25 protein-coding genes and 2 tRNA genes are annotated in these 25,905 nt (G+C 67.9%); 15 read left to right on the top strand and 12 right to left on the bottom strand.

Going from position 1 to position 25,905, the window contains the following annotated elements:
* Nucleotides 1-110: 110 nt before the first annotated feature.
* Nucleotides 111-1,526: a trigger factor gene (tig, locus tag ASE16_RS08125; RefSeq protein ID WP_055893408.1), complete on the bottom strand. Its 1,416-nt coding sequence runs from the start codon at nt 1,524-1,526 to the stop codon at nt 111-113.
* Nucleotides 1,527-1,575: 49 nt separating this feature from the next.
* A tRNA-Pro gene (locus ASE16_RS08120) sits at nt 1,576-1,653 on the bottom strand.
* A 200-nt stretch (nt 1,654-1,853) separates the two neighbouring features.
* On the opposite strand from ASE16_RS08120, the gene ASE16_RS08115 reads away from it, so the two are divergent.
* From ASE16_RS08115 to ASE16_RS08095, 5 genes are all read left to right on the top strand, one after another.
* Nucleotides 1,854-1,927: transfer RNA gene (locus ASE16_RS08115), tRNA-Gly, on the top strand.
* 116 nt (nt 1,928-2,043) lie between these two features.
* Nucleotides 2,044-2,430, top strand: coding sequence for an N-terminal phage integrase SAM-like domain-containing protein (locus ASE16_RS08110; RefSeq protein ID WP_157480214.1), 387 nt, complete (start codon nt 2,044-2,046; stop codon nt 2,428-2,430).
* Nucleotides 2,431-2,490: 60 nt separating this feature from the next.
* Nucleotides 2,491-3,141: a tyrosine-type recombinase/integrase gene (locus ASE16_RS08105; protein WP_162255971.1), complete on the top strand. Its 651-nt coding sequence runs from the start codon at nt 2,491-2,493 to the stop codon at nt 3,139-3,141.
* Between the two features lie 136 nt (nt 3,142-3,277).
* Entirely contained in the window at nt 3,278-4,276 is a 999-nt protein-coding gene (locus tag ASE16_RS08100; RefSeq protein WP_157480212.1) for a hypothetical protein, read from the top strand.
* A gap of 21 nt (nt 4,277-4,297) precedes the next feature.
* Complete coding sequence (locus ASE16_RS08095) at nt 4,298-4,861, top strand: hypothetical protein (protein ID WP_055893393.1); 564 nt, start codon at nt 4,298-4,300, stop codon at nt 4,859-4,861.
* Between the two features lie 51 nt (nt 4,862-4,912).
* Here ASE16_RS08095 and ASE16_RS19750 read toward each other — a convergent pair whose 3' ends face one another.
* From ASE16_RS19750 to ASE16_RS08070, 5 genes are all read right to left on the bottom strand, one after another.
* Nucleotides 4,913-5,599 (bottom strand): DUF5677 domain-containing protein, encoded by a 687-nt coding sequence (locus ASE16_RS19750; protein WP_268765805.1) that lies wholly within the window; start codon nt 5,597-5,599, stop codon nt 4,913-4,915.
* Nucleotides 5,600-6,284: 685 nt separating this feature from the next.
* The gene (locus ASE16_RS08085; protein WP_055894425.1) at nt 6,285-6,770 is read right to left on the bottom strand and encodes a GNAT family N-acetyltransferase; all 486 of its coding nucleotides are present in this window, start codon (nt 6,768-6,770) and stop codon (nt 6,285-6,287) included.
* An 86-nt stretch (nt 6,771-6,856) separates the two neighbouring features.
* On the bottom strand, nt 6,857-7,069 hold the full coding sequence (locus tag ASE16_RS08080) for an antitoxin (protein ID WP_055893386.1): 213 nt from the start codon (nt 7,067-7,069) through the stop codon (nt 6,857-6,859).
* A gap of 81 nt (nt 7,070-7,150) precedes the next feature.
* A complete protein-coding gene (locus ASE16_RS08075; protein ID WP_055893382.1) occupies nt 7,151-7,813 on the bottom strand; it encodes a response regulator transcription factor in 663 nt (220 codons plus the stop codon).
* 78 nt (nt 7,814-7,891) lie between these two features.
* Nucleotides 7,892-9,358, bottom strand: coding sequence for a sensor histidine kinase (locus ASE16_RS08070; protein ID WP_082581310.1), 1,467 nt, complete (start codon nt 9,356-9,358; stop codon nt 7,892-7,894).
* 177 nt (nt 9,359-9,535) lie between these two features.
* On the opposite strand from ASE16_RS08070, the gene ASE16_RS08065 reads away from it, so the two are divergent.
* Nucleotides 9,536-10,018 carry a Dps family protein gene (locus tag ASE16_RS08065; RefSeq protein ID WP_055893379.1) on the top strand — a complete coding sequence of 161 codons (483 nt, stop codon included), beginning with the start codon at nt 9,536-9,538 and terminating at the stop codon, nt 10,016-10,018.
* Nucleotides 10,019-10,279: 261 nt separating this feature from the next.
* Here ASE16_RS08065 and ASE16_RS08060 read toward each other — a convergent pair whose 3' ends face one another.
* From ASE16_RS08060 to ASE16_RS08045, 4 genes are all read right to left on the bottom strand, one after another.
* Entirely contained in the window at nt 10,280-11,893 is a 1,614-nt protein-coding gene (locus ASE16_RS08060) for an amidohydrolase (RefSeq protein ID WP_055893375.1), read from the bottom strand.
* On the bottom strand, nt 11,890-12,528 hold the full coding sequence (locus tag ASE16_RS08055; RefSeq protein WP_055893370.1) for an FMN-binding negative transcriptional regulator: 639 nt from the start codon (nt 12,526-12,528) through the stop codon (nt 11,890-11,892). Before ASE16_RS08055 ends, ASE16_RS08060 begins: the two co-directional genes overlap by 4 nt.
* 78 nt (nt 12,529-12,606) lie before the next feature.
* Nucleotides 12,607-13,635, bottom strand: coding sequence for an Fpg/Nei family DNA glycosylase (locus tag ASE16_RS08050; RefSeq protein WP_055893365.1), 1,029 nt, complete (start codon nt 13,633-13,635; stop codon nt 12,607-12,609).
* Complete coding sequence (locus ASE16_RS08045; protein ID WP_055893362.1) at nt 13,635-14,123, bottom strand: ribose-5-phosphate isomerase; 489 nt, start codon at nt 14,121-14,123, stop codon at nt 13,635-13,637. Before ASE16_RS08045 ends, ASE16_RS08050 begins: the two co-directional genes overlap by 1 nt.
* A 136-nt stretch (nt 14,124-14,259) precedes the next feature.
* On the opposite strand from ASE16_RS08045, the gene pepN reads away from it, so the two are divergent.
* From pepN to ASE16_RS08005, 8 genes are all read left to right on the top strand, one after another.
* On the top strand, nt 14,260-16,803 hold the full coding sequence (gene pepN, locus ASE16_RS08040) for an aminopeptidase N (RefSeq protein ID WP_055893359.1): 2,544 nt from the start codon (nt 14,260-14,262) through the stop codon (nt 16,801-16,803).
* Nucleotides 16,804-16,980: 177 nt separating this feature from the next.
* Nucleotides 16,981-17,892 (top strand): ATP-binding cassette domain-containing protein, encoded by a 912-nt coding sequence (locus ASE16_RS08035; RefSeq protein WP_055893356.1) that lies wholly within the window; start codon nt 16,981-16,983, stop codon nt 17,890-17,892.
* Nucleotides 17,889-18,719, top strand: a complete 831-nt coding sequence (locus ASE16_RS08030) for an ABC transporter permease subunit (protein WP_055893353.1) — start codon at nt 17,889-17,891, stop codon at nt 18,717-18,719. Before ASE16_RS08035 ends, ASE16_RS08030 begins: the two co-directional genes overlap by 4 nt.
* A gap of 30 nt (nt 18,720-18,749) precedes the next feature.
* Nucleotides 18,750-20,105, top strand: coding sequence for a sensor histidine kinase (locus ASE16_RS08025; protein ID WP_082581309.1), 1,356 nt, complete (start codon nt 18,750-18,752; stop codon nt 20,103-20,105).
* Entirely contained in the window at nt 20,102-20,779 is a 678-nt protein-coding gene (locus ASE16_RS08020) for a response regulator (protein WP_055893349.1), read from the top strand. The genes ASE16_RS08025 and ASE16_RS08020 overlap by 4 nt, the downstream gene beginning before the upstream one ends.
* A 53-nt stretch (nt 20,780-20,832) precedes the next feature.
* Nucleotides 20,833-22,134, top strand: a complete 1,302-nt coding sequence (locus ASE16_RS08015; protein WP_157480208.1) for a mechanosensitive ion channel family protein — start codon at nt 20,833-20,835, stop codon at nt 22,132-22,134.
* Between the two features lies 1 nt (nt 22,135).
* Entirely contained in the window at nt 22,136-22,573 is a 438-nt protein-coding gene (locus tag ASE16_RS08010) for a globin (protein WP_082581308.1), read from the top strand.
* Between the two features lie 41 nt (nt 22,574-22,614).
* Nucleotides 22,615-24,270, top strand: coding sequence for an FAD-binding dehydrogenase (locus ASE16_RS08005; RefSeq protein ID WP_055893345.1), 1,656 nt, complete (start codon nt 22,615-22,617; stop codon nt 24,268-24,270).
* A gap of 34 nt (nt 24,271-24,304) precedes the next feature.
* Here the strand turns inward: ASE16_RS08005 and ASE16_RS08000 are convergent, their stop codons facing one another.
* A complete protein-coding gene (locus ASE16_RS08000; RefSeq protein WP_055893343.1) occupies nt 24,305-24,988 on the bottom strand; it encodes a hypothetical protein in 684 nt (227 codons plus the stop codon).
* Between the two features lie 42 nt (nt 24,989-25,030).
* Here ASE16_RS08000 and ASE16_RS07995 point away from each other — a divergent pair, with 42 nt between their 5' ends.
* Nucleotides 25,031-25,900, top strand: coding sequence for an acyl-CoA thioesterase (locus tag ASE16_RS07995; protein ID WP_200949591.1), 870 nt, complete (start codon nt 25,031-25,033; stop codon nt 25,898-25,900).
* The last annotated feature ends 5 nt before the right edge of the window (nt 25,901-25,905 follow it).

Genomic DNA, 25,905 nt, shown 5'->3' with positions numbered 1-25,905 from the left:
CGTCCTCCGTCCGCCGTGGCGTCGTCACGGCCGCGCTCGGTCGCGCGGTCGCGCGGTCGCGGGTACGCGAAAGGCCGGGCGCTGTGCGTGCCCGGCCTTCGCGTGTGGTGCTACTTCTTCTCGGAAGCGGCCTTCTTCTTGGGAGCGGCCTTCTTCTTGGGCTTCTCTTCGGCCGGCGCCTCGTCGGCGGCGGGAGCCTCGTCTGCGGTCTCGTCAGCCGCAGGGGTTTCGCCCTCTGCCTCGTCGTCGTCCGGCGTGATGGTGAACTCGCTGAGGTCGACCTTCTTGCCGTTGGAGTCGACGACCTCGGCGCGGCTGAGGACGATCGTGAGGGCCTTGTTGCGGGCGACCTCTCCGACCATCGACGGGATCTGGCCGTTCTCGCTGAGGATCTTCACGAACTCGTTCGGGTCCATGCCGTACTGGGCGGCACCCTGGATGAGGTACTGGCTCAGCTCGTCCTGGTTGACCTTGACGTCTTCGACGCGGGCGATCTCGTCGAGGAGGATCTGCGTGCGGAAGGTCTTCTCGCTGGACTCGGCGACCTCTGCGCGGTGCACGTCGTCCTCGAGGCGGTTCTCCTGCTCGAGGTGACGGTGCACCTCGTCCTCGACGAGCTGGGTCGGGACGGGGATCTCGACGGAGCCGAGCAGCTGCTCGAGCAGCTGGTCGCGTGCCGCGGTGCCCTGACCGAAGGTCTTCGAGCGCTCGACCTGCTCGCGCACGCTCTCGCGCAGCTCGGCGATCGTGTCGAACTCGCTGGCGATCTGCGCGAAGTCGTCGTCCGCCTCGGGAAGCTCGCGCTCCTTGACGGCGGTGAGCGTCACGGTGATCTGCGCGTTCTCGCCCTCGTGGTCTCCGCCCATGAGCGGAGCCTCGAACGTGGTGGTCTCACCGGCGGTGAGCGTGTCGAGCGCCTCGTCGATGCCCTCGATGAGCTCGCCGGAACCGATCTCGTAGGAGATGCTGTTGGCGGTGTCGACCTCTTCGTCACCGATCACGGCGACGAGGTCGATCTGCGCGAAGTCGCCCTTCTTGGCCGGGCGGTCGACGGTGACGAGCGTGCCGAAGCGGCTGCGCAGGCTGTCGAGCTCCTGGTCGACGTCCGCGTCGGAGATGTCTGCGGCGTCGACCGTGATATTCAGGTCGTTGTACGGCGGCAGCTCGATCTCGGGGCGCACATCCACCTCGATGGTGAGCAGCAGGTCGCCGGAGAAGTCCTTCTCGTTGGGCCACTCGGTGATGTCGGCCTCCGGGCGTCCGAGCGGACGGACGTCGTTCTCGTCGACGGCCTGGCGGTAGAACCCGTCGAGCCCCTCGTTGACGGCGTGCTCCAGGACGGCGGCCTTGCCGACCCGCTGGTCGATGATCGCCGGCGGAACCTTGCCCTTGCGGAAGCCCGGGATGTTGACCTGCTCAGCGATGTGCTCGTAAGCGTGCTTGATAGACGGCTTGAGCTCCTCCGGCGTCACCGAGATGGTGAGCTTGGTGCGAGTGGGGCTCAGCTTTTCGACCGTGGTCTTCACGTTGTTGGCTTCTCCTGATTATTGAAACGATGGTCTCGTCGTACATGACTGGTCGGGGCGACAGGATTCGAACCTGCGACCTCCCGCTCCCAAAGCGGGCGCTCTAGCCAAGCTGAGCTACGCCCCGGGTTACTAACCACAACCCGCCCGGTCCGCTACCCCGACACGAGCAAACCCGTCGGGGGCGAAAGACCACGCACGAGTCTACTGCACGCGCGTACGTCGCCGCGCGCCGCCAACGCGGTCACCCCGTTACGCTGGCGTGGCGGTCGGAACCGGGCCTGAACCTGTACTACGATGTCCTGGTGCCCATCGCGAGATGGGAACGGGGATGTAGCTCAATGGTAGAGCCTCAGTCTTCCAAACTGATTACGCGGGTTCGATTCCCGTCATCCCCTCCAGTTACTCCCGCTAGTTCACGCGAATCTTCTCGGCTCTGAGGGTCGTCCTGCCGGACGGCCTTAGGTCTCGTGCCCACGCCGTGCCCACAAGCGTTTCTCGATAATGGCGAGACTCGGTGAGGCCGTCCTCCGTATCAAATACTGAGGAGGACGACCTGACTACTAAATTCAGCGCCGCTGTGCGGCAGCTCGACAGTGGCAACCGGCAGTACCGGCTGGTGCTCCCGGACAAGAGCCGTGAGTCCAGGACGTTCAAGACGAAGCGTGAGGCCAGCAACGCCTACTGGCAGCGCAAGGCGGAGATCGACTCCGGCCACTACTTCGATGACCGCAAGGGCAACATGCCCTTCCGGGACTTCCTGGAGCTGTATATGGACCACCGCTCCAACGACTGGTCAGCGGGCACCATGCGGAACAACCGGAGCTACGCCAAGAAGCACCTCATCCCGAAGTTCGGCCACTACATGGTCAAGGACATCCGCGTGGACATGGTGGACCACTGATACGCCAAGCTGCCGAAGGGGACCAACAGCCTCAACATCTACCGGCTCATGAGCGGCGCGATGAAGACCGCCGTCCGCTGGCGCTACATCCAGGCCTCTCCGTGCATCGTGGAGAACCCCGGCAGGGGCACCACCAGGAAGCGCCCACGGCATACGGAAGAAGAATTCAAAAAGGTTTTGGCTCACATGGCGGAAGAATTCCAGCCGGTCTTCTGGGTCATCTATACAGCTCACCTCAGGATCTCGGAGGCAGCCGGTCTCAACCGTGGCGACTGGGACCCGTTCACCAAGAGACTCAACATCGAACGGCAGTTCTCTCATGTGACCGGGAAGCTGGAGGACACCAAGACCGGACAGCACGGCAAGATCCGGCTCATGCATGGGGGTGAGGAGGCGCTGGAGCGCTACATCGAGGCGCACCCGGCACTCCCTTCCGATCCAATGTTCTACGGACCCATGGGAGGACGGCTGACCTCTGGCTACATCCGGAAGCTCTGGAACCGCGCGTGCGCTGACGAGGGCATGACTGACTTCCACGTGCACGACAACCGCCGTACGGGCCTCACGACGGTCATGGATGCCACCGGGAACTGGAAGGGCGTGAAGATGCGCGGACGGCACATAACGGACGTGGCAGCCCAGGGCTATCAGGACATCAGCGATGAGCTGGACGTGGCTGTGATGCAGGCGCTGGAGGCCAAGGCCCGCTAGCGGCCCCAGCCCCCCCCTAAAAGAGGGGGTGGCGAGGTTACGAGGGGCAGAACCGACGAGGTGCTAATGTCCACGAAGGTATCCAGAGGGGCGACGTGGGGGCACATTGACGGCATACGGTTTCAGGCTCTTCGTTTTGTCTGCATATGTCGGTAGGAGCCGCAAGCAGCTTCCGTTCGATGACTTGAGCGCGGGTGGAAGAGACTCCACAGCCGCAGATGAGATCGCTCGACACCTTCGAACGCTCCAGGACAAACTGCTTTTCGGGGCTGCTGTCTACCAGAACTCCCCGGATGATCTCGACCTGCCAGAAGATGTGACCAAGAAGTACCCATACGTGCGCGTCAAAACCGTTGCCCGGGACGGTGAGCGCGTGATGGTGCGCGTGGAGTATGGGCGTGAGGGTGACTACGAAGTCCTACTGAGCAGCGACGGCAGTCAGGACATCCAGTTAAAGGGCAAGGCAACCGCCCGCACCTTCCGCATATGGTTCATCGCACCCGAGACAGGCTCGGATGGCTTCGTGGTGTCCGAGACGTTAGGGCGCACGTACGCGGCCCAGGTTCTCGTGCACTGGTTGCGCGTCCTAAACCAGCGGGAGTCGGTGTCCTTCAACGAGGCGGGCGACAGAGAAGAAGACCCGTTCGTGCGTTGGCATTTGGTGGAAGCGTTCGACGGTCACCGAGTTGACGACATCTTGAACGACAGCAAGGACCACTCGATCACTCTGCGCAGGCGTTCAAGCGACTCCGGAGCCAACCGCCACCGTGGCGAACTTAAACTCACTCAGCAAGGAGTACCAGTCAGCCGCGTGGACGATCTGAAGGGGATCATCCGGCAGTGGTGGGAGGACCGCAACGCCAAGTCGCTGGACAAGACCCGGGCGGCTGCGCGGGACTTAGGGACTCTCATCGGAGCGTCGGACGCTACGGATAAGCTGGAGTTCAACGATGGTGAGATCACCTTCCTGGAGAAGAACAAGACCCAGACGATCTCGCCGAACACGATCGAGCGCCTATTCGTATACCCGCTAGGCGAACGGTCACCGTCCGACAAGGAACTGTTGGCGACGGCGCTAGAGACGCTCGGCCCCATTGCCGAGGACCTCAAAATTGAGATAAACACCGACGCATAGATTCGTTGGAGGGCAGGCGGCATGAACAGGTTGAACCCCTTTTTCCTGTTCCGGGGCCACTGGAAGTCGCTCGGGGACTACCGCGCAGGTCGGGTTCGAGGGCAATTCTGGATTCGTGTCATCGTGCTCGTCGTTCCAGTGGCGCTAGGCCTCTGGATCTTCTTCGCACACGGCAAACTGGCTGACCCTTCAGCGATGCTGGCTGCGCTCGGCCTGCTTGCTGGGGCGCTGCTCGCTGCTTTCGCTCAGCTCGCCACGTGGCGGCTCCGCCTGACGGAGAGGGAGGAGGCCCATAAGAACTCCGAGCGCATAGACCGCGATCACCTGGACGAGACGGCGGCGCAGCTCCTGGTCGCGTCGTATAGCTCAGCGACAGCGGCCTTGTTCTTGGTTCTGGGAATGAACTTCAGCGCCGACAAACACGGAGCGATATCAGGCGTATGGGCAGCGCTCGCCGTCGTTGCCGCATCTCACGTAATACTGGTTTTCCTTGTGGCCGTTCCTAGGCTCTACAGCTCGTACGTCACCATCAACGGTGTTCGAGATGAGCTGAGCGGATACTCAAGCTCCCGTCGACACCAGTGACAAGGAACCGCCCTCTAGCGGCTGCCGCGCCGTCGAGAGAGGTCCTGAGCGTCAGACCCCGCCGCCAGGTTCATCGGAGTCGTCTAGCAGAGCATCCAGGGCGTAGAGCAGCACGGTTGCGCTGGGCTTAGGACTGTCGTCCGTGGCAGTACCCGCGATGAGGGCGGCTGTGGTGCTGGCCATCGCAAAGCGGGCCATATCAAGAGGCAGCCCGAAGCCCTCCAGCGTCGCGTTAACCACCATGTACTCGCCCGACCCTTCGTCAGCCAAGTTCAGAAGTACGGCCTCTGTTCCTCCGTGTACGTGGTTGCTGGCGTAGGAGAAGTGCCCTCGCAGCTGGGACAGGTCGGCAAGTTGTTCCAGAGCCGCAAACGTACAGTCGTTGACATTGTCGAAAAGGGGAATCGCCCACCCCCAATCACGCTTCAGCGAGCCTCCGAAGGCCCGAACAGCAGCGTTCTGACGTTCATAGAGTCGAGCAAGTTCCGCATCGTCAAAATGTGAACCTGAACCGGCTTTCACCCAAGTCTGAGCCTTGTCGCACCCCCGAGCGTCCGCGTGGGCCATGTAGCGCGGTCCAAGACTCTCCAGGCCGGGGCGGCGGCCGTACTCCGAGAGGACCCAAGCGGAAACGCTCAGCTCGTGGAGAGTCCGGCAGCGGGCCAGTGCTCCGGCTGGATAGCCGTTCTCCAAGAGGTTGAATACCTCCAGTCCTATCCGGAGCACGCTCGCAGCGATTAGGGCCAGAGCGTCGAAGAGAGGATCTAGCTCGCGTCCGCTGGGGCCGTCCGCGGTAGTTCCTGCACATCTCTTCGCAGATCTCCCGGACCATTGTGGACTCGATCATGTTCTGCACCGTCGGGCTGCTTCTTCTTGTGTCGTGGTTCGTTGCAATCATGTAGCTCAGTGCGCCTTGGGAGTGGACGGACGCACATCCGGAGATCTTCACACTAGGCGTGGTCATCGCGGGAGCTGGTCTGCTTTTCCTGCCCGTCGTGCGTTTCATCTGGTGGGGCTTCGCGATAAGTGAGAAGCCGGGCAGGCACGAGGCTAGTGAGCAGCAAGCACCCGACGACCCACGGCGGTGACCGATGGACGGGTGATGCCGTGCCCACGGCGTGCCCATTCCGTGCCCACAAGGAACTACAGTGAGCACCAGCAAGACGCTCCTCATTTTCGAGAAAATGGCGGAATTCAGCGGAGTTTCCAGGGGTCAGGGCCAGCAGGAATAAGGCTTCCAAACTGATTGCGCGGGTTCGATTCCCGTCATCCCCTCCGTTGAGTGCGCGTGAGCCCTGATTGTTGTCTCTCCACAGCGGTCTCCAAATCCGCATTCGCTACATCGACCCGCATCCGCTACATCGACGAGATGCCAGTAGCTGCGAGACGATGCACGGATTTCCGCCCGGATACTGGCAACTCGTCAGGCATGCGGTTGGCTGGTGACCTTGGCGTGCAGCAGCACGTCCTCCGAGGCGAAGCCCGCGCGCTCGTAGAAGCGCACAGCACCCGGGCTCGAATGCACGGTCACGCGTTCCAGCCCCAGCTCGGATGCGCGTTCCAGGACGGCCAGCACGAGCCGAGCGCCGATCCCCGCGTCGCGAAGCCGCGGGACGACGTACGCGCACTGCAGGTCGCCGGAGGCGCGGTCGAACGCGCGTGCGCTCGGAACGCGGAGGGTGACGGCGAGCCACGCCATCCCGACCACCTCCCGGTCGGCGGTCGTCACCGCGACGAAACAGGTGTGCGTCGAGTCGTGGCCGGCGGCCCAGGCAGCGAATCGCGCTGCGAAGGACTCGCGCGTGTCGTCCGGCTTCCCACCGTTCTCCTCGAGCGAGTCCCAGCGCAGTCCGCCGACCGCGATGAGGTCGGACACTGAGGCTGGCTTGATATCGACGTCGGCGTGCATCCAGCCACTGTACGCACGGCGAAACACGAAGCGGCCGGTCCCCACACCGGGAACCGACCGCTTCGCACGTGCACAGCGCGCGGGGACTACTCCGTCCCGACCGCCTTGTCGGCCGCGTCGCGGGCGCCGTCGATCTGCGACTCGAACTTGCCTCCCGTGACCTTGTTGGCCGCGTCGGCGACGCCGTCGAGGAGCTTGTCGCTGATGTCTTCGGCCTGCTCGCTCTTCAGAGCGTTCTTGACCTGGTCGCTGTCGAGGAACTCTTTCGCCTTGTTGGTGATGTCGTCCAGTCCGGCCATGGGGCACCTTCTTTCATCCGAGGGATCGAAGTGCCTTCATTCTGGTGCCGCCGCTCGCAGACGGCAAGGGTCGTCGCCGCGTCAGCGCTGCAGGAACGCCAGCACCGCTAGCACCCGGCGGTGGTCGTCGCCGGAGTCCTCCAAGGCGAGCTTCTGGAAGATCGAGGTCACGTTCTTCTCCACAGCCCCCACGCCGATCACCAGCCGCTGTGCGATGCCGGCGTTCGTCCTGCCCTCCGCCATCAGCTGCAGCACCTCGCGCTCGCGCGGCGTCAGCGACTCCAGCGGGTTCGTGCGCCGCACCAGCAGTTCGCGCACCACCTGCGGGTCGAGGACGGTGCCACCGTCCGCCACGCGGGTGACCGCATCCCGCAGCTCATCGAGCGAGGCGATGCGGTCTTTCAGCAGGTAGCCTGTGCCACCCTGACCACTCGCGAGGAGTTCCTGCGCGTACGTGCCTTCGACGTACTGGCTGAGCAGCAGCACCCCGATCTCCGGATGCTCCGCCCGCAGCGTGAGCGCGGCGCGCACGCCCTCGTCGCGGAACGTCGGCGGCATCCGCACGTCGAGGACCGCCACGTCCGGGGCGAGCGAGCCGACCGAGGCGAGGAGCGCATCCGCGTCCCCGTAGGCGCCGACGGTCTCGAAGCCGGCCTCGTCGAACAGGCGCACCAGGCCTTCGCGCAGAAGCACGGAGTCGTCGGCGATGACCAGGCGAAGGCTGGTGGGGTCACTCGAAGTCACCCCACCAGCCTAGAGGCGGGGCACAGCCGGTGGATGCGCGCCGCAGCCACCAGGGCACGTCCGCGCACCCTGGCCGAGTCACACCGGGATGCGCGCCCCGATCCGCGTGGGACCGCCCACCGGGCTGTCCACCACGAACTCGCCGCGCAGTCCGCGCACGCGCTCGTCCAGCCCGGCGAGCCCGTGCCCTGCGAGCTTCGACGCTCCCCCTGTGCCGTTGTCCGTCAGCCACACGCTCAGCCACGCCGCCCCTGTCGCCTGATCGACCGTGCGGTCGAGGAACAGCCGCGCCTCCGTTGCGCCGGAGTGCTTCGCGAGATTCGCGGACAGCTCTGCGGCCACGAAGTACACGCTGCGCTCCAGCTCCGGCGAGAACCGCGTGCCCTGCTGCAGCGACGACTCCACCCGCAACGGGATGGGGCTGCGCGCGGCGAGCGAGTCGACGGCGGCGACGAGTCCCCTGTCCTGCAGGATCGGCGGGGCGAAGCCGCGGGACAGTGCTCGCAGCTCCTCGAGGGTGTCGTGGGCCTGCTGGCCGGCCTCCGCGAGGATGGCGCGTGCCGCATCCGGATCGTCGGAGAGTTTGCGCTCCGCTGCGGCGATGTCCATCTGCAACCGGACGAGCCGCTGCTGCGGACCGTCGTGCAGGTCGCGCTCCAGCCGACGCAGCGCCTGGTCCTCCGCCACCACCGCTGCACCACGGGATGCGGACAGGTCGGCCACTTCCCGCTGCAGCGCCTCCGAGCGCCACGCCCCGAGCATCCCGAGCGCGATGACGCCGTGCAGCGAGGTGAGGCCGCGGGTGATGAACGGCAGGGTGACGGCGAAGACGACGCCGACGATCAGTTCGAGGATCGCATCCCCTGCCCGAGGGTCGAAGGTCGAGTGGATGCCGAACACCCAGTCGACGACCACACGCGAGAGGTAGATGTCCCTGCCGTTGTCCGGGGTGAATCGTTCCCAGAACCACGCTGTCAGGCCGCCGAGGGCGACCGAGGTCCAGACGATGGTGAGCGTCCACGAGACGATGCTGACGATCGGGTTGATGATCAGCGTGTGCAGCAGGTACAGCCAGTAGTGGCCGTTGACGAACGGCCCGAACATGGCGCGCCAGAACGGCTGCGGCGTGCCGGGCTCCGACCACTGAGGCTCGGTGATCGGCGGGCGCCCTGCCCAGCGCAGACGCACGATCTCCAGCGTCCCGAACGCACGGACGACGTAGAACGCGGCGATCAGCACGAACAGACCGACGTAGATGACGATGGTGCCGACGCCCGTCCAGAACAGGGTCAGCCCGACGGACATGCCGATGATCGCGATGGGCATGGTCAGCAGCAGGAAGCCGAGCTCGCGGGGCACGCCGCGCCAGAGGCCGCCGTAACCCCGCCGGGTGGCTGTGGATGCGGCGGACGCGTCGGCCGGTCGCGCGCCGGCGGGCTGCGTGTCGCCTGGTCGCACGTCGCCTGGCCGTATATCGGGGGTGCTCACAGCATCCAGAGTGCCAGATGTCGTGGCGGCGCGGACGGGAGGTGTGTCTGTGCTCATGGTGTGGTCTCCTTCGTGTTCCTCCAGCCTCCCGAACCGGCGCCGGCGCTGGTATCGGGCGGCCGCCCGGACCTGTGCGGGGGTTATCCCACCCTTAGTTAGCGGAGGCTCAGCTTCGTTGCGGAATTCCTGTGGACGCGTAGCGTTGTCTTCAGTCAGCAGAAAGGACGCCAACCCATGACGGACATCGCCGCAACCCAGAGTGTTTCGAACCCCGACGTCGCCGCCGGAGTCGCCCAGTTCCTGAGCCCCGTGGTCATCGACCTCACCGCCCTCGTCGTCAACGGCAAGCAGGCCCACTGGCACGTGCGCGGAGCCAACTTCATCGGCGTGCACGAGCTGCTCGACGTCATCGTCGACCACGCCCAGGAGTGGGCCGACCTCGCCGCGGAGCGCATCGTCGCCCTCGGTCTCCCCGTTGACGCCCGCCTCGGCACGGTCGCAGCCAAGACCAGCACGACCGAGCTCACCGCAGGCTTCCGCCAGTCGAACGACACCATCGCCGAGGTCATCGGCCAGATCGACGCTGCCCTCGCCAACGTGAACGCCGCCGTCAAGGAACTCGACGAGCTCGACCAGACCAGCCAGGACATCGCCATCGAGATCGCCCGCGGCCTCGACAAGGACCGCTGGTTCCTGTTCGCGCACATCAGCAAGTAGCGCAGCCTTCCGCGGCACGCCCGCATCGAATGGCCCTGGATCGTCGACGATCCTGGGCCATTCGCCGTCCCGGGGCCGGCGCATGCCCGACGAGATGACAGTGACTGCGCTCAGGGCAGGGATATCGCGCGCAGATACTGGCATCCCGTCGATTAGCGTGCCGTGGCCTGTGGATGCGCGTGTGGGGTGGCGTCCGGCGACGGCACCTCCCTCGCGCAGACGAGCGCTGCTCGGCGGGCGCCGGTTCCTCGACTGCGCGGGCTACGCCCAGCCGAGCGTGTCGTGCGTGAAGCGGCCGGCCAGCAGCGTCGCGGCCACGGGCATCCCACGCAGGTCGGCGGCCAGGCAGGTGAACGGGTCGGCGTCGAGCACCGCGATGTCCGCCGGCTGGCCCGCCTGGATGCTCGACCGGGTGGATGCGCGCAGCGCGGCCTCCCTGGACAGCGCCTGCTCAGGGTGCCACGGCGACCGGCCGTCGCGCGACCGGGTGACGGCGGCCGACAGCGCGATCCACGGATCGAGCGGCGCGACGGGAGCGTCGGAGCCGAAGGCGATGGTTGCGCCGGAGGCGTGCAGTTCCGCAAGAGGGAACGCACGGTCGGTTTGGCCGGCCCAGAGCGCGTCTGCGACGTCGCGGTCGTCCATCGCGTGCTCGGGCTGGACGCTCGCGGTGACGCCGAGCCCGGCGAAGCGCGGCACGTCAACGGCCGAGACCAGCTGTGCGTGCTCGATCCGTCCCCGGCAGCCGACCGTCTCGAACGCGTCGAGCGCCAGCGTGTTCGCGCGGTCGCCGATCGCGTGCACGGTGGGTTCGATGCCGGAGGAGGCTGCGCGCCGCATCCACTCGACGAGTTCGGCGTTCGTGAGATTGGCGACGCCGTGCCCTCCGTCGGGATACGCGCTGACGCACAGTGCGGTGCGCGTGTTGAGGGAGCCGTCGCTGATGATCTTCGCCGGTCCCACCGTGAGCAGGCCGTCCGTGCCGTCGATGACGTCTCCCGTGCGCAGCCCGGCCGCGATGGCGCGCTCCAGGTCGTCGGGGTAGATGCCGAACTCGACCCTGAGCGCCGCAGCCGAACCACCGGATGCGCCGGAGCCGGTGGACACACCGGCGCCGGTGGATGCGCCCCCGGCCATCCTGCGCTGCCACACCTCCAGGTTCCAGCCGTACTCGAGGTCGACGATCCCGACCACGCCACGCGCGGCTGCCGCCGACGCCGCCTCGGCCGCCCACCGGTCGAGGGTGGCGTCGTCGGCAGCGGCGAGCAGGCTGGTGACGGCGAAGCTCGCGTCCTCGCGCAACACAGCTGCGGACGGATCGTCTGCCGTCTCGGGCGCGAACCGTCGCGCGGCCGCCGTGCTCAGCCAGGAGCAGTGCAGGTCGCCGGCGATCAGGACGACAGCGCGGCCGTCCGCTGCCGCATCCAGGAGGGCGCGGGTGGGCTGGTCCGGCCAGAGCGCGTCATGGAACCCGAAGCCGACCAGCGGCTCCGCCGCCGCCCGCTCCCCTGCCCGGCGCGACCCGCCTGCCGGGCTCCGCGGCTGCTCCGCGTCCTCCGCTGCGATGCGCGCACGCACGAGGTCGGCCGCCTCCGCCGCCGATCGTGCCCGCGAGAGGTCGAGCCGCCGTGCGGTCTGCGCCCACTGGGTGAAATGCACGTGCTGGTCCCACAGCCCTGGAACGATCCACCGTCCGTCGAGCTGCACCTGCCGAACGGTCCCCACGGCACCGAAGTCCCGTGCAGCCACGCTCCCGGCATCGCCGACGGCCACGATCGCCCCGTCGCGCAGCAGCACATCGTGCTCGCCGTCCACGCCGGGCAGGCGTGCCCCGCGCAGCAGCACCGCCTCTGCGCTGCTCCCCTGCTGCGTCACCGCGCCGCGCGCATCCGGTCGTGCACCCTGCGCATCTCCGCCGCCAGGTCGCGGCTGGCGTACACGCCGTCGCCTTCGAGTTCGCCGATGATCCTGTCGACCGTCTCTGCCGGCTTGTTCTGGCTGAGCTTGCTCTTCGCGACGATCTTCGTGGGCGTCAGGCGCATCCCGACGGTGCCGGAGGAGATGCGCTGCGCGTACGCCGCGTCCGCGGGTGCGCCGAGCATCCTTCGCGGTTCTGGCATCCTGTCCTCGAAGTGGTCGACCAGCTTGCCGAGCACCTCGAAGTTCTCCTCGTCGCTGAGGATCTCCGGCACGCCGCCCAGGTGCGCTGCCGTGAAGTTCCAGGTGGGCACGGCCGGGTTGGCGTCGTACCAGCCTGGCGAGATGTAGCCGTGCGGCCCCTGCACCACCACGAGGATCTCGTGCTGCCCCAGCTCGTGCACCAGGTCGTCCGGACGGCCGACGTGCGTGACGATCGAGAGCTCGTCGCGCGACTCGTCGACCAGGATCGGGTAGTGCGAGGCGACCAGCCCCTCCGCGATGCTGCTGACGATCGTCGCCCACGGGTTCAGACGGATCAGCCGCTTGATCTCCTCCACGTCGGCGAGGGCGAAGCTGGGGTTCTGTCTCATCGGCTGTCTCCGGTCGGGGTCGGCTTGGTCAGGCTCGGGCGGTGTTCAGCACCAGATCGTCGCCCATACGCGGAGCGCTCAGGCCTGGTCCTTCGGGCACCAGTACAGTTTGCGCCCTCCCAGGAGCTCCATCACGATGTGCGTGCCGCAGATCCGGCACGGCAGGCCCTCGCGCTTGTACACCCAGTGCCTGTCCTCGCGGCTCGCCATCGCCTTGCGGTAGCTCTCGGGGTCGAGGTCGTCCATGGTCATCATCTGGCCGGTCTCGACGCCGATCCGCAGCAGCTTCGCCCAGTCCTGCCAGAGCGCTCGCGCCGTGTCCTCCTGCACCAGCTTGCCCGGCGTGTGCGGGTTGAGGCGGGCGCGGAACAGCAGCTCTGCGCGGTAGACGTTGCCGATGCCTGCGACGACGTTCTGATCCATCAGCAACAGGGCAATCGACGTCTGCTTCTTGCGCACGGCGGCGACGAAGCGGTCTTCCGCCGCCTGGTCGTGCTGCAGGAGCGGGTCGGGTCCGAGTTTGGCGATCACCGCATCCACCTGGGCGGGATCGAGGACCTCGCAGGCCGTCGGTCCGCGGAGGTCGGCGACGGCGGTGTCGCTCAGCAGTCGCACCCGCACCTGACCGATCGGTTCCGGCGGGAACGTGGTGATCTCGTCCTCCACCTTCTCCGACTCCGCCATGCGCAGCCGCGTGCGCCGCGGCGCGCCGATGCTGTGCAGGGAGTTCTCCCCAGCACTGTCCAGAACGGCGCCATCCAGAACGGCGCCATCGAGATCAGCGCCGTCCGCATCCTCCAGCACCGTCCCGCGCTGGTTGGTCTGCCCCATCCGCCCGTTCGCCGCCGCGATGGTCGGGTCGACGCTGATGTCGCCCGCGAAGTCCCACGCGCCGTAGATGCCCAGGTGGATGCGCAGCCAGAGCCCGTTGTCGAACTCCAGGAACATCTGCTTGCCCACCGCGCGGGCGTCGGTCATCACGTGCCCGTCGATGCGGGACGCTCCCTCGGCGAACCGTCCCTGCGGCGACGACACGGCGATGCGGTGCCCGACGAAGTTGGTGGCGAACTGGCGGGCGATGCGGTGGACGGAGTGACCCTCGGGCATCAGTGATCCACGTTCTTGCCTGCGATGTCTCCCGTCGCCTCGAACTCGGCGAGCTGGGCGATGCGCCGGACGTGCCGCTCCTCCAGCGAGAACGGCTCTGCGATGAAGACGTCGATGAAGCGCGTCGCCTCCTCGACCGTGTGCTGCCTGGCCCCGATGGAGATGACGTTGGCGTCGTTGTGCTGCCGGGCGAGCTGCGCCGTGCTCTCGTTCCAGACGAGGGCTGCGCGAGCGCCGATCACCTTGTTGGCCGCGATCTGCTCGCCGTTGCCCGAGCCGCCGAAGACGACGCCGAGCGCCTCGACGCCCGCCTGCTGGTCGGCGACGACGGCCTTGGCAGCGTTGATGCAGAACGCCGGGTAGTCGTCGATCGGGTCGTAGCTCTGCGGGCCGTGGTCGACGACGTCGTGACCGGCCTCCGCGAGGTGGGCCTGAAGGTGGGTGCTGAAGTCCAGACCGGCGTGGTCGGTGGCGATGTGGATGCGCATGCACCCAGTTTAGGGAGAGCCACCGACGCAGCAGCACAGCTGCAGCACACCAGGATCACAGCACCTGACCCTCCGCCGCCGATGCGTCTAGGGTTGTCCATTGGACACAATCCGTCGAATCTTCAAGGAGTCAGCGTTGCCAGGAGAAAACCTCACCCGCGTCGAAGCCCAGGAGCGTGCATCGCTCGTCAGCACCAACTCGTATGAGGTCGTCCTCGACCTGACGACGGGGCCGGAGACGTTCCTCAGCACCACCACCGTGCGCTTCGACGCAGAAGAGGGATCGTCGACGTTCATCGACGCGATCACCCGCACGGTCCACTCTGTGACCCTCAACGGCGTCGAGCTCGACCCCGCGCGGGTCAGCGACGGCGTGCGCATCCAGCTCGACGGCCTCGAGGCCCAGAACGAGCTGACCGTCGTCGCGGACGCGATCTACACCAACACCGGAGAGGGCCTGCACCGCTTCGTCGACCCCGTCGACGGCGAGGTGTACCTCTACAGCCAGTTCGAGGTCCCGGACTCCCGCCGCATGTTCGCCGTGTTCGAGCAGCCCGACCTGAAGGCGGAGTTCACCTTCACCGTCACGGCTCCCGCGCACTGGGCCGTCGTGAGCAACTCCCCCACGCCAGAGCCCACCGACGCCGGCGATGGCAAGAACACCTGGGCGTTCGCGCCCACCAGCCGCATCTCCTCATACATCACCGCGCTCATCGCCGGGCCGTACGAGTCGGTGCACAGCGAGCTCACCAGCCGCGACGGCCGCGTCATCCCGCTCGGCGTCTATGCGCGCAAGTCGCTGGCCGAGTACCTGGATGCGGACTACATCTTCGAGAAGACCCGTCAGGGCTTCGCGTTCTACGAGGAGAAGTTCGACTACGCGTACCCGTTCGAGAAGTACGACCAGCTCTTCGTCCCCGAGTTCAACGCCGGCGCGATGGAGAACGCCGGAGCGATCACCTTCACCGAGACCTACGTGTTCCGCTCGAAGGTCACCGACGCCATCAAGGAGCGTCGCGTCGTCACGATCCTGCACGAGCTCGCGCACATGTGGTTCGGCGACCTGGTGACGATGAAGTGGTGGAACGACCTCTGGCTGAACGAGTCGTTCGCCGAGTACGCATCCACCCTCGCCACCGCGGAGGCCACCGAGTGGCACGAGGCGTGGACGACCTTCGCCGCGATGGAGAAGAGCTGGGCGTACAAGCAGGACCAGCTGCCGTCCACGCACCCGATCGTCGCGACCATCAACGACCTCGAAGACGTGCAGGTCAACTTCGACGGCATCACGTACGCCAAGGGCGCATCCGTACTCAAGCAGCTGGTGGCGTGGGTCGGCCAGGACGACTTCCTCGCCGGCGTCGCCCAGTACTTCAAGAAGCACGCGCACTCCAACACCGAGCTGCGCGACCTGCTCGTTGAGCTGGAGGCCACCAGCGGCCGCGACTTGACCGACTGGTCGGAGAAGTGGCTGGAGACCGCGGGCGTCAACACGCTCCGCCCGGAGATCGAGGTGGATGCGGACGGCACGATCACGTCGTTCGCCGTGCTGCAGACCGCGGCGGCGGACTACCCCACCATCCGCCCGCACCGCCTCGCCATCGGGTTCTACAACCTGGTGGACGGCCGTCTCGTGCGCGACCACCGCATCGAGCTCGACGTCGACGGTGAGCGCACCGACGTCGCAGAGCTCGTCGGCCTCGCCCGCCCCGCACTGGTGCTGCTGAACGACGACGACCTCGCGTACGCGAAGATCCGCCTCGACGAGCAGTCCCTCCAGGTCGCCATCGAGCACCTCTCGTCCATCGAGAACCCGCTCGCCCGCTCGCTCGTCTGGGGTGCAGCTTGGGATGCGACGCGGGACGCGGAGACCCCGGCAGGCGACTACGTCCGCCTCGTCCTCGGCAACATCGCGCCGGAGACGGAGTCCACCACGATCCGCACGACGCTCAGCCAGCTGCTCCTCGCCGCCGGTTCGTACGTCGCGCCGGAGCGCCAGCAGGCGACGGTGGAGGAGGTCGCATCCACCCTGTGGACGCTGGCCCAGCAGGCCGAGACGGGAAGCGACGCGCAGTTCCAGTTCGTCAAGTTCTTCGCCGCAGCAGCCTCGACCGACGAGCAGCTGGCGACCGTCGCAGCACTGCGCGACGGCAGCGTGACGCTGCCCGGCCTCGAGGTCGACACCGACCTGGCCTGGGAGCTGCTGATCGCCCTCGCCGCCGGAGGCAAGGCCGGCACGCAGGAGATCGACGCTGCGCTCGCCGCTGACAACACCGCCAACGGCGCGCAGTTCGCCGCGCAGGCCGCAGCGAGCATCCCGACGCAGGAGGGCAAGCAGGCCGCCTGGGACTCGGTGTTCGCCACGGACACCGCGCCGAACACGATCGTGCGCTACACCGGTCTCGGCTTCCAGCGCGCGGCGGACAAGAGTGTGCTCGCCACGTTCGTGGAGCCGTACTTCGCGTCGCTGCAGGGCGTCTGGGAGTCGCGCAGCTACAAGATCGCCGAGTACCTGGTGGCCGGGATGTACCCGGCGCCGCTCGCGAACGCCGAACTGCGGGACGCGACGAAGGCCTGGCTCGCCGCCAACGCGGAGCCGGCCGCGCTTCGCCGCCTGGTGGTCGAGAACCTGGCCGGCGTCGAGCGCGCGCTCGCGGCCCAGGAGCGCGACGCCCGCTAACGACAGCGCCGACCTCATCCCGTGGTCCCCGACGCCGTGCGCCTCTCTGCGCAGGGCGTCGGGGACCACTCGTGTGTCCGGGCACATCCGCCTCGTACCGGGGTACGACAGGCAGTGGATGCGAGACCGGACCACGCGCCGATGTCGCAAACGGCGCGGGTTCAATAGGGTCGTAGCATGATCCAACTCGAGCGCCTCACAAAGACGTACGGTTCCAAGACCGCCGTCAACGACATCTCGGCGACCATCCAACCGGGCAAGGTCACCGGCTTCCTCGGCCCGAACGGCGCGGGCAAGTCCACCACCATGCGCATGATCATGGGACTCGACCGGCCGACGCACGGCACGGCCATCGTCAACGGCAAGCGGTACGTCGACCACAAGTCCCCCCTCACCGAGGTGGGAGCTCTGCTCGACGCGAAGGCCGTGCACACCGGCCGCAGCGCATACAACCACCTGCTTGCGATGGCGGCGACGCACGGCATCCCCAAGCGCCGCGTGCATGAGGTCATCGGCCTCGCCGGACTCGAAGCGGTCGCGGGCAAGCGCGTCGGCGGCTTCTCGCTCGGCATGGGGCAGCGCCTCGGCATCGCGGCGGCCATGCTCGGTGACCCTGCCACTCTCATCCTGGACGAGCCGGTCAACGGCCTCGACCCGGAGGGCGTGCTCTGGGTGCGTCAGTTCGCCAGGCACCTCGCCTCCGAGGGCAGGACGGTGTTCCTGTCGTCCCACCTGATGAGCGAGATGGCGCAGACCGCCGACCACATCATCGTGCTCGGCAGAGGCCGCGTCCTTGCGGACGCTCCCGTTGCCGACATCCTCGCCGGCGCCACCCGCAACGCCGTGCGCGTCCGCACCCCGCAGGCCGAGCAGCTCGCCCGCGCCATCGCGGGAGCCGACGTGACCATCACCGGCATCGAAGCCAGCCTCCTCGAGGTCTCCGGACTCACCAGCGCCCAGGTCGGAGAGGCCGCCGCACAGTTCGGCATCGTCCTCCACGAGCTCACCCCCCTCAACGCCTCCCTGGAGGAGGCCTACCTCGAACTGACGCAGGACGAGGTCGAATACCGCACGGAGGTCTCCCGATGAGCACCGCGACAGCAACCATGCCCGTCAGGCACACTTCGCTCGGGCACCTGAACTTCGCCCGCGTGATCCGCTCGGAGTGGATCAAGCTCCGCTCGCTGCGCTCCACGTTCTGGACGTACGCGATCGTCGTCGTCCTCGGGCTCGGCATGACCTGCCTGGTCGCGTTCTCGATCCCTGACACGATCGCGAAGCAGATCCCCGCCGCCCAGCATTCCGCCTTCGTCGTCAACACCGCGTCGTTCGGCGTGACCTTCGGCCAGCTCGCGGTCGCCGTCCTCGGCGTGCTCGCCATCAGCGGCGAGTACTCCACGGGCATGATCCGCTCCTCGTTCGCCGCAGTGCCGAAACGCCTCCCCGTGCTCGCGGCCAAGGCGATCGTGCTGTTCATCGCCTCGTTCGTCGTCGGCGTCGTGACCGTGGCGGGCTCCTGGGCCATCGCGGCACCCGTGCTCTCCGGCAAGGGCTTCACGGCCGACTTCTGGTCGGCCGACACCCTCTGGGCGATCGTCGGCGCAGGCGCATACCTCGGACTGGTGTCTGTGTTCGCGCTCGGACTCGGCACGATCCTCCGGGCGGGGGCCGGCGGAATCGCCGCTGCGCTCGGCGTCGTCTTCCTGCTGCCGATCATCGTCAACCTGGTGCACTCGCTCACCAACATCGAGTGGATCGGCAAGGCGAGCAACTACCTGATCAGCGCTGCGGGCGCCGGAATGGCCGGGTCGGACAACGGCGGATTCGAGCCGTGGGCGAACGTGCTCATCGTGCTCGGCTGGACCGCGGTGGCGTTCATTGTCGGCGCGATCATCCTGAAGCGCCGCGACGCGTAGCCGCGCAACCTCCACAGGTAACGCCACCACATGACAGACGAACAGCTCACCCCCGGCCGGACGACTCCGGCCGGGGGTGATCTGCAGCTCCCGCGGCCTCCCGGCGTCATCCGGCGCACGATGGCCGCACATCCCGTGGCCGTGGATGCGGTGGTGGCAGGCATCTACCTCGTCCCGACGCTCCTCGCCGGAGTGGTGGGGATGGTCGTCGAGCCGAGCTGGCAGCTCGGCGTGCGCGTCGGGCTCGCCGCCATCGCCGGCGCAGCGCTGTTCCTGCGGAGGCACAATCCCGTCGCCGTCTTCGCGGTCGGCGCCGCCGTGATGGCGATCAGCGTCTTCCTCGGCCACGACGTGGATGTGGTCCCAGCGCTCTTCGCGCTGTACGCCCTCGCGGTCTACCGCTCCGCCCGCGCGGCCTGGATCGCATTCGGAGTACTCTCCGCCGTCGCCATCGCGACGCTCAGCCTGTCGGTGGTCATCGACCACGCCGCCCTGTTCTCCCCGCTGGAGACGGCGGTGGTGCCCTCGGCGTTCACGGTGATCTCGTTCGCGCTGTTCTTCGTGCTGATCGGCAACAACATCGGCAACCGGCGCCGCTACCTTGTGGCGCTCATCGACAGGGCGCAGCAGCTCGCTCGCGAGCGCGACCAGCAGGCGGTCATCGCGGCGACGGCCGAGCGCAACAGGATCGCCAGAGAAATGCACGACATCGTGTCGCACAGCCTCACGGTGATGATCACCCTCGCGGACGGCTCTGCAGGGCTGGCGGCGATCTCGCCCGAGCGCTCTGCGGAGGCGATGCGGATGGTCGCAGAAACGGGGCGAGGGGCGCTCGGCGACATGCGGAGACTCCTCGGCGTGCTGCGTGCGACGGACGGCGACGGCGACGAGCGCGCCCCGCAGCCGGGCGTGAGCGAGCTGAGCGAACTGGTGGAGCGTTTCCGCGCAGCAGGGCTGCCCGTGCGCGTTACGGTCGACGGCGTTCCTCCGACGGACACCGGGCAGCAGCTCACGATCTTCCGTGTCGTCCAGGAGGCGCTGACGAACGCGCTGCGGTACGCAGCACTCGCGACGGTGGTGGAGGTGCGCATCCGGTTCGGGACGGACACCATCGAGATCACGGTCGACGATGACGCGGCCGTGCACGGCGCGACAGGCCAGGGCTCCGGCCGTGGCCTGCTCGGGCTGAGCGAGCGCGTTGCGCTCTACGGCGGCAGACTGGAGGCAGGACCGAAGCAGGGAGGCGGCTGGCGCCTGCTGGCGGTGTTCGACGCGATCCCGCCGGCCGCACGGATGAGCCCGACCACGCCGACCGCCCCGGCCACCCCGGCCACCCCGACCACCCCGACCACCCCGACCGCCCCGACCGAGGAGAACACTCCGTGACCGACGACAACCCGATCCGCGTGCTGCTGGTCGACGACCAGGCGCTCGTGCGCCTCGGCTTCCGCATGGTGCTCGAAGCGGACAGCGGCCTGAACGTCGTCGGAGAGGCGTCGGACGGACTCGAAGCCGTTCGCCTCGCCGTGGAGACCAGACCGGACGTCATCCTGATGGACGTGCGGATGCCCTCCCTCGACGGCATCGAGGCCACCAGGCGCATCGTGGCGGCCAATCCGGAGGCGCGCATCATCATCCTCACCACCTTCGACCTCGACGAGTACGCCTTCGGCGGCCTCCGCGCAGGCGCGAGCGGCTTCCTGCTCAAAGACGCGAGACCGAGCGAGCTGACGGATGCGATCAGGGCCGTCGCCGCCGGAGACGCCGCGGTGTCAGGCAGGGTGACCAGGTCGATGCTGGAACTGTTCGCGGACCGGCTGCCGGCCGCATCCACTGCCCAGAGCGGCGGCGTCGACCCGACAGCGGCGCTGACCCCGCGCGAACGCGAGATCCTGCTCGCCATCGCCGACGGGCTCTCCAACGGGGAGATCGGCACGAAGTTCTTCCTCACCGAGTCGACGGTCAAGACGCACGTCGGCCGGGTGCTGGCCAAGCTGCACCTGCGCGACAGGGTGCACGCGGTGATCTTCGCCTACGACAACGGGCTGGTGGAGCGCTGAACAGGTCCGGGTCCAGGGGGCGCCAAGGCGTGCCTCGGTAGGCTTGCACTCCTATGGTGAAGATGGATTTCTGGACGAACATCGGTACGTGGGCCGTCGCGAGCGGGCTGGTGCTCCTGAACGTGGCGGCGATCATCGTCGGCGCGTTCCTGCTGAGCTGGATCCTTCGGCTGGTGATCCGTCGCGTGGTGCGGCAGATCGTCACGGGCGTCAAGAAGAACCAAAACGTCACGGACACGCAGGCGCTCCCCGCATCCCCCTTGGCCGCCGTGCGCGTCGTGCAGCGCACCAGGACGCTCGGCTCCGTGCTGAGCAACATCGTCAACGTGACCATCGGCATCGTCGCGATCGTCATGGTGATCGGGGTGCTCGCCCCCAACGCGCTCACGTCGTTCGCGCTGCTGTCCGCGGCGATCGGCGCCGGCCTCGGTTTCGGCGCGCAGAACATCGTGAAGGACGTGCTCAACGGGCTGTTCATGGTGATGGAGGACCAGCTCGGCGTCGGCGACGTCGTGGACCTCGGGTCGGCGACCGGAGTCGTGGAGGCGGTCGGCATCCGGATCACTCAGGTGCGCGACGTCAACGGAACGCTCTGGTTCGTGCGCAACGGAGAGATCCTTCGCGTCGGCAACATGTCGCAGGGCTGGTCGCGCGTCATCATCGACCTGGCCGTTCCGTACGACGTGGATGTGGAAGCGGTCGAGGCGAAGATGCTCGAGACGGCGACGGCGCTGGCGACGAGCCCGAAGTGGCGGTCGCGCATCCTGGAGAAGCCGGAGCTGTGGGGCCTGGAGTCGATCTCGGCCGACGCGATGGTGATCCGGATCGTCATCAAGACCCGCACGACGGCGAAGGACGATGTGTCCCGCGAGCTGCGCGTGCGCCTCAAGAACGCGCTGGACGAGATGGACGTGAAGCTGCCGTCGCTCAACGCGATCGTGCTGAGCGGTTTCGACAGCGCGGCGAGCGTCACGGGAGCCCACCCGCCGCGCACCAGACCGACTCCGGTGGTGCCGGAGGCGCCGGTGCTCAAGGGCCGCAAGGCGCGCGCGGCGGCGAAGCGCTCCGGTGTGGCTCCCGCCGATCCGCGCGCGCTGCGGATCGCCGGCGTGAAGACCACGACGGAGCCGAAGGCGGCGGGCGACGCGAAGGCGGCCAAGCCCGCCACCGGCCAGACGCCGAAGTCCACTGGCGCCGCCAAGTCCGGCACCGCGAAGCCGGCAACGGTCGAGACGCCGACGACCCCGCGTGCCACCAAGCCCACCACTGGCCAGACGCCCAAGACACCGGGGGCCGCCAGGCCGCCGGCAGCCGCAGACGACGACGCCCCCAAGACCAAGCCACCGGCGGAGTGACATGACCATCCCCATCCAGCCGACTCCCCCGCGTCCCACGTCGGACCCCGGCGCGGAGACCGCATCCACGTTCTACGAGCAGATCGGCGGGCGCGAGACGTTCCGTCGCCTGGTCGACGCCTTCTACCGAGGCGTCGCCGACGACCCCGTGCTGAAGCCGATGTACCCGGAGGACGACCTCGGCCCTGCCGCTGAACGGCTCACGATGTTCCTGGAGCAGTACTGGGGCGGCCCAGGCACATACAGCGAGCAGCGCGGACACCCCAGACTCCGGATGCGGCACATGCCGTTCAAGGTCAACCCGGATGCGCGCGACCGCTGGCTGCTGCACATGCGCGCGGCCGTCGACGAGCTCGCCCTGCCCCCGCTTGCGGAAGAGACCCTGTGGTCGTATCTGGAGCGCGCCGCACACGCGATGGTGAACACCTTCGAGGACTGAATTCGGTACTCTCGGAACAATCGTGCCGAAGGAGACACAGGATGACCCGAACCCCGTCGCAGCCGGACGCCATCATCGTCGGAGCCGGCCTCGCCGGGCTCGTCGCCGCCGGTGAGCTCCTCGACGCAGGCAAGACCGTCACGATCGTCGAGCAGGAGCCTGCGGCCTCCCTCGGCGGCCAGGCCTGGTGGTCGTTCGGGGGGCTCTTCCTCGTCGATTCGCCTGAGCAGCGCAGGATGGGCGTGCACGACTCGCTCGCCCTCGCCAGGCAGGACTGGTTCGGCAGCGCCGGCTTCGACCGCGACGAGGACCACTGGCCGCGCCGCTGGGCGGAGGCGTACCTGCAGTTCGCCGCGGGAGAGAAGCGGGCCTGGCTGCACGAGAAGGGCGTCCGCTTCTTCCCGATCGTCGGCTGGGCGGAGCGCGGCTCCGGAGGCGCAGGCGGCCACGGAAACTCGGTGCCGCGCTTCCACATCACGTGGGGAACCGGCCCTGGCGTGGTCGCGCCGTTCGCCGCCCGCCTGGCGGACGGTGTGGCGACGGGAGCGGCGACCGTGCTGCACCGCCACAGGGTGGACGAGCTGATCGTCGAGGACGGCAGGGTCACCGGCGTCCGCGGCGCCGTGCTCGCGGAGGACAGCGCGGCGCGGGGCGCAGCAAGCAACCGCGACCAGGTGGGCGACTTCGAACTGCGCGCCGGCGCTGTGATCGTCACCAGTGGCGGCATCGGCGGCAACCACGACCTCGTCCGCGCCGCCTGGCCGGAACGCCTCGGAACGCCTCCGGAGCACATGCTCTCCGGCGTGCCTGCGCACGTCGACGGCCGGATGCTCGGGATCGCGGAGCAGGCCGGCGCCCACCTCATCAACGGCGACAGGATGTGGCACTACACCGAGGGCATCCAGAACTGGGACCCTGTCTGGGCGCAGCACGGCATCCGCATCCTGCCCGGCCCGTCGTCGCTGTGGCTGGACGCGCGCGGCGACCGGCTGCCGGTGCCGCTGTTCCCCGGGTTCGACACTCTCGGGACGCTCGAACACCTCCGCAAGGTCGGCTCGGACTACAGCTGGTTCGTGCTCACCCAGAAGATCATCGAAAAGGAGTTCGCGCTGTCCGGCAGCGAGCAGAACCCCGACCTCACCGGCAAGGATGTGCGGCTGCTGGCCAAGCGCGTCGGCCCTGGCGCGCCCGGCCCTGTGGAGGCGTTCAAGGAGAAGGGCGCCGATTTCGTCGTCGCAGACACCATCGACGAGCTGCTGGCCGGGATGCAGAAGCTCGCCGACGTGCCGCTCGACGTCGACCTGGTGGCCAAGCACATCCGGGAGCGCGACCGCGAGCTCGACAACGACTTCGGCAAAGACCTGCAGCTCGCCGCGATCCGCAGCGCCAGGGAGTACAGGGGCGACAAGCTCATCCGGGTGGCCAGCCCGCACAAGCTCCTCGACCCGAAGGCGGGGCCGCTGATCGCAGTGAAGCTGCACATCCTCACCCGGAAGAGCCTCGGCGGTATTGAGACCGACCTGGATGCGCGGGTCCTCGGCGCGGACGGCTCCCCCATCCCCGGGCTGTACGCGGCGGGAGAGGCGAGCGGCTTCGGAGGCGGCGGAGTGCACGGCTACCGCGCTCTGGAGGGCACGTTCCTCGGCGGCTGCCTGTTCAGCGGCCGTCAGGCCGGGCGCGCGGCGGCGTCCGCTTAGCCACCTCCGTCCACACGGAGGGCGGCGCGCAGGGTCAGGCGCGCAGGCTCCAGGCCTGGCGGCGCACCAGGGTGTGGCCGCGCTTCGTTGTGAGGCGTGTCCACGGTCCTGTCTCGAGGATGCTCACCGGCTCGCCGTCCGCCAGGAAGCCGAGGCTCTCGGCGGCGAACGCCGCACCGGCAGGCACGTACTCCAGCGCGTCGATCGGCCTGCCCCACACCTCGGCCCTCACCCGCTGGACGAGCTGCTCGCCCGTGCCCGTCGGGATCGACTCCGCCACCTCGGCGATGCCGTCCCGCGCCGTGCGCTGCAGCAGCTCGACGGTCGTCTCCCCCACCGGGCGCCAGCCGCCCCGCGGTGGCGAGATGCCTGCCCAGGTCACCGTTGACACCTCGAGCGGCATCCGGATCTCCACCGGGCCGACGCCCGGCGCAGGCTCGATCGCCTCCGAGATACGCGCCAGCCGGTCGAGCAGCGACCGGATCGGAACGACGGCGTCGAAGTCGGCGCCCTGCACGATCGCGAAGGTGCGCAGGCCGAGGACCGTCGGCGTCTGGTCGAGCAGACCGCGCGGATACAGGATCGCCGAATAGACGGCGAGCACCCCCGACCCACCGATCAGGCGCACCGACCCTTCCTCGACTCTGGCCGCCCTGGACAGGTATGTCTGCAGGTCGGCGACGGCAAGGGAATCCACGAGAGAAAATGACTGGCTCATTCTGCTGTCTAAACTACCAAGAGAGAACTCGATGGAGGCACTGTGACCGAGCCCCTGGCATCCCTTTTGACCGCGCTCGATCTGACGGACACCGGAGCGAGGACCAGTGAGGACATTTTCACCGGCCCCTCCCAGTGGATGCCCCTCGGTCGCGTCTTCGGCGGGCAGGTGCTCGCGCAGTCGATCGTGGCCGCATCCAGGACCGTCGCCGACGAGCGCGCCATCCACTCGATGCACGGGTACTTCCTGCGCCCCGGCGACGTGAATCTGCCGATCACGTTCTCTGTCGACCGCATCCACGACGGCCGGTCGTTCTCGACCCGCCGCACCCAGGCGTACCAGAGCGGGCAGCCGATCCTGTCGATGATCGCGTCCTTCCAGGACGAGGACGAGGGGCTCGACCACCAGGTGGAGATGCCGTCCGACATCCCCGACCCCGACACGCTGCCGAACTCGGCGGATTCTCTGGAGGATGTCGAGCATCCTGTTGCCCAGTACTGGGCGAGCAAGCGGCCGTTCGACATCCGCCACATCACGTCTCCGATCTATCTGAAGGTGGAAGGCGAGCACGTCGCCCACCAGGCGGTGTGGTTCCGGTCGATCGGTTCGCTGCCGGACGACCCCGACCTGCACCGTGCCGCCCTGGCGTACGCGAGCGACTACACGATCATGGAGTCCGTGATGCGCAGGCACGGCGTCGCCTGGGCGACGCCAGGGCTCAAGGCCGCCAGCCTCGATCACGCGATGTGGTGGCACCGCCCGGCACGCGTCGACGAGTGGCTGCTGTACGCGCAGGAGTCGCCGAGCGCCAGCGGGGGCCGCGGACTCGCGCTCGGCCGCATCTACAGCCGCGACGGCCGCCTGGTGGCGAGCGTGGCGCAGGAGGCGATGGTGCGGGTGCCGACGCCGTAGGGCGC

The organism is Leifsonia sp. Root227 (assembly GCF_001428745.1).
In the GTDB taxonomy this organism is placed as follows: domain Bacteria; phylum Actinomycetota; class Actinomycetes; order Actinomycetales; family Microbacteriaceae; genus Leifsonia.
This window is presented reverse-complemented; position numbering and strand designations above follow the sequence as displayed.